The organism is Rhodococcus rhodochrous (assembly GCF_014854695.1).
GTDB lineage: Bacteria > Actinomycetota > Actinomycetes > Mycobacteriales > Mycobacteriaceae > Rhodococcus.
Window position 1 is genome coordinate 4,458,875 of record NZ_CP027557.1, and the last position, 12,636, is coordinate 4,471,510.

General features: G+C 64.5%; 1 protein-coding gene (running past one end of the window). It reads right to left on the bottom strand.

The window, feature by feature from the left end; genetic code table 11:
• Positions 1-12,636 carry the final stretch of a non-ribosomal peptide synthase/polyketide synthase gene (locus C6Y44_RS20575; RefSeq protein WP_192378520.1) on the bottom strand. 30,561 nt of this gene lie beyond the right edge of the window, so only the last 12,636 of its 43,197 coding nucleotides appear in the window; the start codon falls outside the window, past its right edge — the gene reads right to left on this strand; it ends in the stop codon at positions 1-3.

Here is a 12,636-nt window from a genome sequence, read left to right on the forward strand (position 1 = left end):
TCAGCTCTCCCGCGCGGAGAGCACCGCGTCGAGCACTGGCACGATGACGTCGAGCGCGTCGGGTGAGGTCATCTGCCAGTGCGTCGCCGGCACCTGATGGTTGTCGACGGCACCCGTCACGGCCGCGTCCCAGCCGGACGCGCCTCGGGTTCCGGTCGGGTCGTCGGCTGCGGCGGTGAAGTAGACGATGTCGCCGTCGTACGTCCCCGGTCGATGTTCCGCCATTAGCTCGGAGTTCCGCTGTGCCGCCGCGACCAGCCTGGTCACCACGCGTCTCGTGTCGTCCTCGGTGTTGCCGGTGAGTGAGGCGACGGACGCGACGAGGTCGTCGACGTCCTCGGCACCGGCTGCGGCCGCGTCGTCGATTCCGAATCCGGCGAGCAGCTCTCTCATCGACACATCGCTCGACTCGCCGGTCCGTGCACCGTTGCCGGCGAAGCTGTCGAGCATCACCAACGTGTCGACCTGCTGTCCCTCCGCTTGCAGACGCACAGCCATCGCGTGGGCGATCACGCCGCCGAGCGACCAGCCGAACAACCGGTACGGCCCTTCGGGCTGCACGGTCCGCAATTCGTCGACGTAACGCGCCGCGAGTTCATCGAGGGTGGCGGGTTCGAAGTCGTCCTCCGTGACGGCCGGGGTCTGCAGACCGTAGACGGGCGCGTCGTGATCGAGCTGACGTGCGAGAGCGGTGTAGCACCACGACAATCCGACGATCGGGTGGACGAAGAACAGCGGCGTACCCGCGCCCTGCGTCCGGATCGGCAGGACCGGAGCCACGGATTCTTCGACGTCACCGGCACTTTCACGATCGATGAGTGCCGCGAGTCCTTCGACACCGGGTTCCCGGAACAACCACTGCAGAGGTACTCGCGTCGGGAGCTCCGCATTCAACCGGGAGACGAGTTTGGTGGCCATCAGCGAATTGCCGCCGAGTCCGAAGAAGTCGTCGTCAAGACCCACCTGCTCGACACCGAGCACCTCGGCGAACACTGCAGCGACAGCCTGTTCGAGATCGGTGATCGGGTTCCGGAACTCGCGCTCCTCGACAACCGGATCCGGAAGCGCCCGCCTGTCCAGCTTGCCGTTCGGCAACAACGGCAACGCCTCGAGCACGACAATCTGTGACGGCACCATGTAGCCCGGCAGAACCTCACCCATTGCGGACCGCACGACCCGAACGTCGAGGTCTCCGGACGACACCACGTACCCGACCAACTGATCGGAGACGACGGCTACTGCACCCGCAGCCACCCTGGACTGCGCGCGCAGCGCTGCTTCGATTTCACCGAGCTCGATGCGTTGACCACGCACCTTCACTTGCAGATCGTTTCGACCGACGTACTCGAGCTCTCCATCGCGCGTCCACCGGACCAGGTCGCCGGTGCGGTACAACCGCTCCCCCGACCCGCCGAACGGATTCGCCACGAACCGATCGGACGTCAACTGCGGGCGGGCCGCATAGCCGCGCGCAAGCTGGGCACCGGACAGATACAACTCACCGACGACACCGACCGGCACCGGCGTCAGTCGCGTGTCGAGGACCCAGGCATCGGTGTTCCACACAGGCCGGCCGATCGGGATGTACGAACCGTCCACGGTGTCCGCGCTGCGATGCGTCGCCTGAACGGTGACCTCGGTCGGCCCGTACAAGTTGTGCGCCTCCGCACCGAGCACGGTTCGCACCCGTTCGGCTGTGGACGTGGCGAGCGCCTCACCACCGGCGAACACCAACCGCACCGACGAGGACGATGAACCGTCGATCTCGTCGAGTACGGCATCGAGCACCGTCGGCACGAACTGTGCCACCGTGACACCCTCATCGGACATGACGCCGGCGAGATATGCCGGATCGCGATGACCGTCTGCACTCGCAATCACCATGCGAGCACCGGAAGTGAACGGCCACAGCAATTCCCACACCGATGCATCGAACGTCGCCGGGGTCTTGAGCAGGACCACATCGGATGACGTCAGCGCGAAAGTGTCCTGCATCCACAACAACTGGTTCACCACAGCGCCGTGCGACACCGTCACACCCTTGGGCCGACCGGCCGAACCCGACGTGAACAGCACGTAGGCAGCATTGGCAGACCGAAGCGGCGAGAGACGCTCACGGTTCTCGATCTGCCCGGGCGCGTATCCGGAGAGGTCGAGTCCATCGAGGGTCACCACCGAACGGCCCCATCGATGGTTTCCACCCGAGGCGGTCAACACCAGCAGCGGATCGGCCGTGTCCAGCACGTACTCGATTCGGTCGTCCGGTTGCTCCGGATCGATCGGCACGTATGCGCCGCCTGCCGCGAGCACCGCATGAATGGCGAGCACCATGTCGAGCGAACGGTCCATCGCCACGGCGACACGCACTTCGGGACCCACTCCGGCAGAGATGAGGTGCCGGGCAAGCTTGCTCACCAGGCCCCGGAACTCCGCATAAGTGATTTCATCTCCGCCGACGGATACCGCCACCGCACCGGGTGTCCGTTCGGACTGCGCAGCAATCAGATCCGAAAGGACTCCGCTCACCGGCACCGCGTCCCCGTGACCGAGCGAGACAAGCCGTTCGTGCTCGCCGACGAGAGAGAGGTCGACGTCTCCGACCGGCTTCGACGGGTCCTCGACCGCACCGGACAGCACACGCTCGAATCGCTTCGCAAAGCCGACCATTGTCGCCTCGTCGAACAGATCGGTCGCATAGGTCAGCGCGACCGCCATTCCCGCAGACGAACCCTGCTCGTCGAGCCGCTCCGACACCGTGACCTGCAGGTCGAACTTCGCCAACGACACATCCGCGTCGATCGCCGACAACGACAGACCCGGCAACTCGAATTGCGTCGGCGCCATGTTCTGCATCGTCAACATCACCTGGAACAACGGATTCCACGCGGTCGACCGAACCGGGTCCAGCACCTCGACCAGCTGCTCGAACGGCACGTCCGCATGCCCGAACGCACCCAGGTCGACCTCACGCACACGCCCGAGCAGATCCGTGAACGACTCGGAGGAATCGATCTGCGTACGCAGCACGAGCGTGTTGACGAACATGCCGATCAGATCGTCCAGAGCACGCTCACCACGACCCGCCACCGGCGTACCGATCGCGATGTCACCCGTGCCAGCCAACCGAGCCAACAGCACTGCCAGGGCTGCATGCACCACCATGAAACGGGTGACCCCGTGTTCGGCAGTCAGTGCGTCGAGACCGGCCAGAGATGCCCGGTCGAGCACGAACTCTTGCGTCGCACCCCGGTTCGAGGCCACCGCCGGACGTGGTCGGTCCGTCGGAAGCGCAAGTACATCAGGAAGATCTGCCAGTTGTTCCGTCCAGTACGACAACTGTCGCGAGATCAAAGATCCCGAATCGGAGACGGATCCGAGGACCCGACGTTGCCAGAGAGCGTAGTCCGCGTACTGAACCTCGAGCGGCTCCCATGCCGGGATCTCCCCCGCAGCACGGGCCGCGTACGCCACCAACACATCGCGAGACAGCGGTCCCATCGAGAAACCGTCCGCCGCGATGTGGTGCACCACCACGGCCAGCACATGCTCGGTCTCCGAGAGCTGCAGCAATTCGATCCGCAGCGGCGGCGCCACCGTCACGTCGAATCCGGTACTCACCGATGTGACGACCCGATCGAACACCTCCGCCTCGGAAACGCGCACCACCTCGAGCGCGACTCCGGCGTCCTCGACGTCGAGCACGATCTGACGCCCCGCACCGTCGACCTCCGGATACACCGTCCGCAAGATCTCGTGCCGCTCCACCAGATCCACCACCGCAGCCCGCAACGCCTCGACATCGAGCACGCCCGACAACCGGATCACCGCCGGGATGTTGTTCACCGCCGACTCCGGATCGAACCGGTTCAGGAACCACATCCGCTGCTGCGCCAACGACAACGGCACCACCTCGGGCCGCCCTTGCGCGACCAACGGAACGGCATTGCCAGTATCGACCTCCCGAGCGACCAGCGCAGCGAACTGTTCCACGACGGGTGCGTCGAATAATGAGCGCAACGAAACACGCGTGCCGAGCGCTTCTCCCAGACGCGCGACCACCCGGGTTGCCACCAGGGAATTGCCGCCGAGTCCGAAGAAGTCGTCGTCCAGGCCGACCTGCTCGACACCGAGCACCTCGGCGAACACCGCGGCCACCGCCTGTTCCACGGAGGACGAAGGCGCCCGGAATTCACGTGCCTCGAGCACCGGTTCGGGCAGTGCCCGTCGGTCCAGCTTGCCGTTCGGCAACAACGGCAACGACTCGAGGACGACGAATTGGGACGGCACCATGTAAGCCGGCAACGACTCACCGACAGATGCCCGCAGCGACTGGATATCGAGGGTTCCGGTCGGCACGACGTACCCGACTAGTCGGTCCGACACCACCGCCACCGCACCGGCAGCCACCCCGGACTGCACCCGCAGCACCGCTTCGATCTCCCCGAGCTCGATGCGCTGACCACGCACCTTCACCTGCAGATCGTTACGACCGACATAGTCCAGGTCGCCGGCACGGTTCCAGCGCACGAGATCACCCGTGCGATACAACCGCTCCCCCGACCCACCGAACGGATTCGCCACGAAACGCTCCGCCGACAATCCCGCACGTCCCGCATAACCGCGCGCCACCTGGACACCCGACAGATACAGTTCGCCCACCACACCGACCGGGACCGGCCGCAGGCGATCGTCCAACACCAGCGCCGCGGTGTTCCACACCGGACCGCCGATCGGCACGTACAGACCGTCCACGGCGTCCGCACTGCGATGCGTCGCCTGAACCGTCACCTCGGTCGGCCCGTACAGATTGTGGACCTCCGCACCCAACACCGATCGCACTCGTTCCGCGGTCGACGCGGCCAGCGCCTCACCACCGGCAAACACCAACCGCACCGACGACGAGGAAGCACCGTCGATCTCGTCGAGCACCGCATCGAGCACCGTCGGCACGAACTGCGCCACGGTGACACCCGACTCGGTCAGCATCCGCGCCAAATACTCGGGGTCGCGATGCCCGTCCGCGGAGGCAATCACCATCCGGCTACCGGTGACCAAGGGCAGCAACAATTCCCACACCGACGCGTCGAACGTAGCGGCTGTCTTGAGGAGCACCGAGTCCGATGTGTTCAGCTCGAACTGCTCCCGCATCCACAACAACTGGTTGACCACAGCGCCGTGCGAAACCACCACGCCCTTGGGGCGGCCCGTCGAACCCGAAGTGAACAGCACGTACGCCGCGTTCTCCGGTCGCAATGCTGCACGTCGCTCGTCACCGCGGATCGTTCCGCCGGCATATCCCGAGAGGTCGAGAGCATCGACGGCGAGGACCTGACGCTCGCCCTGTATGCGGATGTCCGAGGACGTCAGCACAATCAGGGGGTCGGACGACTCGAGCACGTATTCGATGCGATCGTCCGGCTGCTCCGGGTCGATCGGCACATAGGCGCCACCCGCCGCGAGTACCGCATGGGTCGCGAGCACCATGTCGAGCGAGCGGTCCATCGCCACCGCGACCCGCACCTCTGGGCCCACACCCACCGAGATCAGGTACCGGGCCAAACTGCCTACGCGATCCGCGAACTGCGCATAGGTGAGTTCGTCGTCCCCGACCGACACCGCCACAGCATCCGGCGTCCGCTCCGCCTGCGACTCGAGCAGAGCAGGAAGCACACCGTCGACCAGTGATACTTCACGTCCTCGACCGAGAGCCAGAACGCCTTCTCGCTCCTGGGCAGCCACGATGTCGATGTCACCCACGCTCGTGTCCGGGTCGTTCGAAAATGCCGCCAGCACCTGCTGGAATCGATCGGCGAAACCGACCACTGTCGCCTCGTCGAACAGGTCCGTCGCATACGTCAGCGCGACCGCCATACCCACAGTCTCACCGCGGTCGTCGAACCGCTCCGAAACGGTGACCTGTAGGTCGAACTTCGCCAACGACACATCCGCATCGATCGCCGACAACGACAGACCCGGCAACTCGAACCGAGTCGGCGCCATGTTCTGCATCGTCAACATCACCTGGAACAACGGATTCCACGCGGTCGACCGAACCGGGTCCAGCACCTCCACCAGACGCTCGAACGGCACATCAGCGTTGCCGAAGGCACCCAGATCCACTTCACGCACACGCCCGAGCAGATCCGTGAACGACTCGGACGTGTCGATCTGTGTCCGCAGCACGAGCGTGTTGACGAACATACCGATCAAGTCATCGAGGGCACGCTCACCACGACCCGCCACCGGCGTACCGATCGCAATGTCATCCGTGCCCGACAACCGAGCCAACAACACCGCCAGGGCTGCGTGCACCACCATGAAACGGGTGACCCCGTGTTCTGCGGTCAACGCATCGATGCCGATCAGGAATGACGGGTCGAGAACGAACTCGTGCGTCGCACCCCGATTCGAGGCTACTGCCGGACGTGGCCGGTCCGCCGGCAACGCAAGTACATCAGGAAGATCCGCCAACTGTTCCGTCCAGTACGACAACTGTCGCGAGATCAAAGATCCCGAATCGGAGACGGATCCCAGTACCCGACGTTGCCAGAGCGCGTAGTCCGCGTACTGCACCTCCAACGGCTCCCATGACGGCATCTCACCCGCAGACCGGGCGGCATAGGCCACCATCACATCGCGAGACAACGGACCCATCGAGAAGCCGTCCGCCGCGATGTGGTGCACCACCACGGCCAGCACATGCTCGGTCTCCGAGAGTTGCAGCAACTCGATCCGCAACGGCGGCGCGACCGTCACATCGAAACCGGTACTCACCGCGGCGACGACCCTATCGAAGACCTCGGTCTCGGAGACCTCCACGACCTTCAGTTCGATACCTGCGTCGTCGAGGCCGAGGACCACTTGACGACCCGCACCGTCGACCTCCGGGTACACGGTCCGCAGGATCTCGTGCCGCTCGACCAGATCCGACACCGCAGCCCGCAACGCCTCGACATCGAGAGCACCCGACAACCGGATCACAGCGGGAATGTTGTTCACTGCCGACTCCGGATCGAACCGGTTCAGGAACCACATTCTCTGCTGCGCCAACGACAACGGCACCACCTCGGGCCGTTCCTGCGCCACCAGCGGAACCCGAGCATCGTTGCCGATCTCCTGAGCGACCAGCGCAGCGAACTGTTCCACGATTGGCGCGTCGAACAAGGTACGCAGCGAGACGCGCATGCCGAGCGCTTCTCCCAGACGTGCGACGACCCGGGTCGCGACCAGGGAATTACCACCGAGCGCGAAGAAGTCGTCGTCGAGACCCACCCGTTCGACTCCGAGCACCTCGGCGAACACCGACGCAACGGCCTGCTCGACGTCGGTGACCGGAGCCCGGAACTCGCGAGCCACGACGGTCGGTTCCGGCAGTGCGCGACGATCCAGCTTGCCGTTCGACGTCAACGGCAGTTCGTCGAGAACCATCACGATGTCCGGAACCATGTATGCCGTCAGGAAATTGCCGACGGTCTCTCTGATCTCCATCGGATCGATGATCGCACCGGCTTGTGGGACCACGTACGCGACAAGTCGTTCATCTCCCCAGGTACCGGCACGCACGACTGTAACTGCGTGCGCCACACCGTCACAGGAGACGAGAGCAGCCTCGATCTCGCCGAGTTCGATACGGAATCCACGGAGTTGGACCTGGAAGTCGGAACGGCCCGCGTACTCGAGCAGACCCGAACGGTTCCACTTGGCCAGGTCTCCGGTGCGGTACATCCGACCTTCGCCGAACGGATCCGCAACGAACCGCGAGGCACTGAGGGACGGCCGACCGAGGTATCCCTGCGAGAGCTGTTCTCCGGCAACGTAGATCTCACCCCGCACGCCTACCGGGACCGGATGCAGTCGTTCATCGAGCACATATGTACGCAATCCTGGCAAGGGACGACCGATAACACTCGAACGAGCCTGCTGGGACATCTCTTCGGTCAGTGCCAGGAACGACACATGCACCGTGGTTTCGGTGATGCCGTACATGTTGACCAACTGCGGCATATCATCCGAGTGTCGGTCGTACCACCCCGTGAGCTTCCCGAGGTCCAGCGCTTCGCCACCGAAGATCACATACCGGAGTCGGAGGTCGTCTGCAGACGTCGCGGCACGGTCAGCCTCATCGAACTGGTAGAAGGCCGACGGTGTCTGGTTGAGGACAGTTACACCGTGCCGCGCAACCAGTGCCCGGAATTCATCCGGTGACCGTGATGTCAGGTAATCGACCACCACCAGCGTCCCACCGAACAGCAAGGGACCCCACAACTCCCAAACAGAGAAGTCGAACGCGTACGAATGGAACATCGTCCATACGTCGGACTCGTCGAATCCGAACTTCGCCTGCGCATTGGACATGAGTTCGACGACGTTGCGATGGGTGACCGCAACTCCCTTGGGTCGTCCGGTGGACCCGGACGTGTAGATCACGTACGCCAGGTTCGATGACCGCAACGGCGCCAACCGGTCCATATCGGTAACCGGCGCGGACGAGAACTCGTCGAGCTCCAACCGATCGACATGGAGAATCTTCACGCCTTCGACTCGGGGAAGCTGTTCGTCTTCGTCCGACGACGTCAGAACGACGGTGGGGTCGCCGTCCGCGAGAATGTATGCGAGGCGCTCCTTCGGTGAAGTGACGTCGACGGGCAGATACGCAGCTCCCGCCGTGACAACCGCGAGAATCGCCACAACGAGTGATTCGTCCCGGGGAAGCGCGACCGCTACGAGTGAGCCCGGCCCTACGCCGGATTCGATCAATCTGCGTGCCAACTTGTTCGACCGAGCGGACAGCTCCGCATAATCCAACACCGCATCACCCGCGACGGTGGCCGTGTTGGCCGGCCAGTTCCGGACAACCCGAGCGAACAGCGCAGGGAGCGTCGACGACGTATCGCGTTCGACGCCGGGCACAGCCCATGCAGAGACGAGTTCTGCGCTCTCGTCCACGGTCACGAACGGGATGTCGCCGATCGGCTTCGACGAGTCCTCGACCGCACCGGACAGCACCCGCTCGAATCGCTTCGCGAAGCCGACCACCGTCGCCTCGTCGAAGAGGTCGGTCGCATACGTCAGCGCGACCGCCATACCCACAGTCTCACCGCGGTCGTCGAACTGCTCGGACACCGTCACCTGCAGATCGAACTTCGCCAACGACACATCGGCATCCACCGCGGACAGCGACAGACCCGGCAGCTCGAACCGAGTCGGCGCCATGTTCTGCATCGTCAACATCACCTGGAACAACGGATTCCACGCGGTCGACCGAACCGGATCGAGCACCTCGACCAACCGCTCGAACGGCACGTCCGCGTGACCGAACGCACCCAGATCCACTTCACGCACCCGACCGAGAAGGTCTCCGAACGACTCGGAGGAATCGATCTGCGTGCGCAACACCAACGTGTTGACGAACATGCCGATCAGATCATCCAGGGCACGCTCACCACGACCCGCCACCGGCGTGCCGATCACGATGTCATCCGTGCCGGACAACCGAGCCAACAACACGGCGAGTGCACCGTGCACCACCATGAATCGGGTCAGTCCGAGCGATGCTGCCAGGGAATCGATTCCGGATACCACGTCGGATCCGAGAACAAAGTGGTGTGTAGCGCCGAGATTCGATGCCACCGCCGGGCGCGGCCGATCCGCGGGAAGGTCGAGAACATCGGGTGTCCCGGCCAACTGCTCGGTCCAGTACGCGACCTGCCGTGCGATGAGGGATTCGGGGTCGTCCTCGGAACCCAGCACCTGTCGTTGCCACAGCGCGTAATCGGCGTACTGCACTTCGAGAGGTTGCCAGGACGGAGCCTCACCCGCCGACCGCGCGGCGTACGCGATCATGACGTCCCGCGCCAACGGTCCCATCGAGAAACCGTCCGCAGCAATGTGATGCACCACCACGACGAGCACATGCTCGGTCTCCGACATCCGAAGGAGCCGAACGCGCACGGGGGGTGCGACTGCGACGTCGAAACCGCCGGTCACGTACTCCGAAACGGTGGCGAGCACGTCTTGCTCGTCGACGGGTTCCGCGACGAGATCCAACTCCGCCTCGGCCGTAGGCACGACCACCTGGACGCCGACGCCGTCGATATCCGGATAGTAGGTCCGCAGGATCTCGTGTCGGGCGACGACGTCACCGATGGCGTGCGACAGCGCCCCGACATCGAGTGCGCCGGTCAGGCGGATGACCACCGGTATGTTGTTCACTGCCGACTGCGGATCGAACCGGTTCAGGAACCACATCCGCTGCTGCGCGAGGGAGAGCGGAATCCGTTCGGGCCGCGACTGAGGCACCAGCGGTGCAATTCCTCCGGTCCCGGCGTGGGTCTCGATGGCCCGGGCGAACTCCTCGACCGTTGAAGCCTCGAACAGCGTTCGTACCGGCACCCGGGCATCCACGACAGCGCTGACACGCGAGACGACCTGGGTTGCGATCAACGAGTTGCCGCCGAGTGCGAAGAAGTCGTCGTCCGCTCCGATCTTCTCGATTCCGAGGACCTCACCGAACACCTGCGCCACCGTCTGTTCGGTGACGGTCGCCGGAGCGCGGAACGCCTTCGTCTCGAAGACGGGAGTGGGCAACGCCTTCCGGTCGAGCTTGCCCGACGCGTTGAGCGGGAACTCCGCCAGGACCATGAAGGCGCCCGGAATCATGTATGTCGGCAAGGCCGTCTCCGCATGCTCCTTCAGAGCATCCGCTGTCACATCCGTCCCGGTGGCCGGCACGACGTAGGCGACGAGTTGGTCGCCGGTTGCGCCGGAGACCACCAGCACAACAGCGTTGATGACCGAATCATGATCGAGCAGTACTGCTTCGATCTCGCCGAGTTCGATCCGTTGCCCGCGGAACTTGACCTGGAAGTCCGTGCGGCCGAGGTAGTCGAGTTCACCACGCGCGGTCCAGTACACCAGGTCGCCGGTGCGATACATACGCTCGCCGGGCACGAACGGGTTGGCGACGAAGCGATCCGAGGTGAGATCGACGCGGCCGTGATATCCGCGTGCCAACTGGTCACCTGCGAGATACAGCTCGCCCGGGACGCCGGTGGGTACCGGACGTAGACGCGAATCCAGCACGTACACCTGGGAATTCCACTGAGGAAGTCCGATCGGGACGCTGCCGTCGTCACCGGGCTCGGCCCGCCGGTACGTGATCGAGACGGCAGCCTCGGTCGGTCCGTACAGGTTGTGGAGTCCTGCGGGGCTGATCTCGGCGAATGCCTTCGCGGTCGCAGCGGGCAACGCCTCACCGATGACGAACACATCCCGGAGTGTCGCCACATCCCGTGCTTCGACTGACGATACGAAGACCGACAGCATCGACGGGACGAAGTCGGTGATCGTCACTCCCCGGTCCCGAATGGTGCACGCGAGGTACTCGGGATCGCGGTGACCGTCCGGCGTCGCCACGACCAGCGTTGCGCCGGCTCGGAGCGGCAGGAAGAAGCCCCACAACGAGACGTCGAAGGTGGTGGCGGTCTTCTGCAGGTACACGTCCGATTCGTCGAAGGCGTACTCGTGCTCCATCCACGCCATCTGGTTGGCAATTGCGCGGTGCGACACCGTTACGCCCTTCGGCTTACCGGTGGAACCCGACGTGAAGATCACGTACGCGCTGTTCTCGGGGCGCACGGCCGGTCGATCGAACGACTTGCCGAACCGACCCGTGTCGTCGAGATCGTCGAGGTGCAGAACGAGCCTGTCACCTGTCGCCGTGAAGTCGTCGCGGTGCGTCGTGAGCACCACGAGGGGATCGGCGGCGTCGAGGATGTAGGCGACGCGGTCGAGTGGATGGTCTGGATCGACCGGCACGTAGGCGCCGCCGGCCCGCAGCACCGCGTACATGCCGACCACCAGCTCGACGGAACGGCGCATGGCCAACGCGACCCGTGTCTCAGGGACGACACCGAGAGCGACCAAGCGCTTGGCGACGGTGTCGACGCGCGCGTCGAATTCGGCGTAGGTGAGTTCCTCACCTTCGAGGACCAGCGCCACGGCGTGGGGGGAGGCCGCAACCCGCGCCTCGAACCCGTCGAGCAGCAGGTGATGGTCGATGTGACGTTCGGTCCGGTTCGGTTCGACGACCATGCGCTGCTGTTCCTGTGCGCTGAGCACCGGCAGGTCGCCGACCGCGGTGTCCGGAGCGACGGTCGCAGCATCGAGAATGCGGAGGAAGCGTTCCGCGAGGGTTCGGACGGTTGCCTCGTCGAACAGGTCCACCGCGTAATCGATCGCGACAGCGGAGCCGCCGTCCTCGCCTGTGGTCACGGTGAACTGGAGATCGAACTTCGTCGTCGTGACGTCGACGTCGACGGGCTCGATCGCCAGGTTGTCGAGTTCGATGGAACTCGATGTCATGTTCTGGAAGAACAACGCCACCTGGAACAACGGATGCCATGCCTGCGAGCGGACGGGGTCGATGATCTCGACGAGCCGTTCGAACGGAAGGTCGGCGTGTGCGAAGGCACCGAGGTCGACGTCCTTGACCCGGCCGAGGAGGTCGGCGAACGTCTCTCCCTCGTCGATGACGGTCCGGAGCACGAGGGTGTTGACGAACATTCCGATGAGGTCGTCGAGTTCGGCAGCACCACGCCCTGCGACCGGAGTACCGACGACAATGTCGTCGGTTCC